The sequence below is a fragment of the Clostridium sp. HV4-5-A1G genome (genome assembly GCF_900184915.1).
GTDB classification, from domain to species: Bacteria; Bacillota; Clostridia; order Clostridiales; family Clostridiaceae; genus Clostridium_B; species Clostridium_B aromativorans.
In genome coordinates, this window is record NZ_FXYI02000358.1 from 1 (window position 1) to 997 (window position 997).

The following is a 997-nucleotide window of genomic DNA, read 5'->3' on the forward strand; positions in this document are numbered from 1 at the left end:
ATATAAACTAATAATATTTTGAAGGAAATTTAAAACAAATATAGAATAATATACTTATGTTTCTATATATAAGAAAAATAAGGGGGTATGAAAAATGACAAGACATAAATTAAAAAAAGCATTATCGCTTTTACTTTTAACTACTGTTTTTTCGGTTACAACATTTAGTTCAGTTTCGGCTAGTAGTATAGTTAATTCAGAATCGGCAAAATTTGTACCTATGTTAGGTGGAGGTCCAAGCCCAAGTGCCGCATGGACTTACAGAACTTCCTATTATCATACTTTTACACATAATCAACTAAGAACATTAAATAACAAGTATCAATCTACAATAAGGTCGTCTACTTATGTTGCTGGACAATATGCATATAATGTCTCAGTTGTAGCTCTTGGTTTTATGGGTAAATCGGGTGCAGTTGCCGCTAGCTATATAAGTCTTTTTGGGCAAACCTATTTTTCTAAAATTCAAAGTAGTGCAAATGTAATAGCATCAGCTTATGGTAAGGGCGGAAGTGTTAGATTAAAAGTTATAGAGTATTACAGACCCGCTAGTGGTGAAAAAATGATAATTTTTGCATAAATTAAGGAGTTTATTAATGGATAAAACTAATAGAACAAATAGAACAAAAAGAATTATCGAACAAGTAGCATTTTCTTTTATTCCTTTTTTAGTGATTTTATATAAAGCTTATAATTTTGAGATAACTAAAAGTTCAATTATTTTCATTTTTACTTATATAATTTTAGTTATTCTCTTTATAATTTTTTATAATTCAATAAAGCGGTAGTTATTCTCTTTATAATCTATGGAAATCTTCTTAATTGAACAAAACTGAAAAACGCAATCTCCTTCTATAAGGGAAGGCTTAGGAGGGGTTAGTTTTTCCTACTCAGAAGGAGTAGACTGGTTCTCAATGTACTGTTCGATAATATCAATGGTGGCACCACCTGTAGAAAGAACAAGGTAACTTTCACTCCAGAAGAAAGGTTTCCAGTA

2 protein-coding genes are annotated in these 997 nt (G+C 30.1%); one reads left to right on the forward strand and one right to left on the reverse strand.

The genetic code is table 11. From position 1 onward, the window contains the following. Nucleotides 1–94: 94 nt before the first annotated feature. Nucleotides 95–580 (forward strand): hypothetical protein, encoded by a 486-nt coding sequence (locus tag J5G60_RS18480; protein WP_150358840.1) that lies wholly within the window; start codon nt 95–97, stop codon nt 578–580. Between the two features lie 306 nt (nt 581–886). Here J5G60_RS18480 and J5G60_RS19270 read toward each other — a convergent pair. Beyond that, a partial coding sequence (locus J5G60_RS19270; protein WP_190972244.1) for a transposase occupies nt 887–997 on the reverse strand: 111 nt, incomplete at its 5' end.

Coding starts and splice junctions, on each gene's coding strand:
- J5G60_RS18480 (WP_150358840.1), top strand. CDS start 95: ATGACAAGACATAAATTAAAAAAAGCATTATCGCTTTTACTTTTAACT.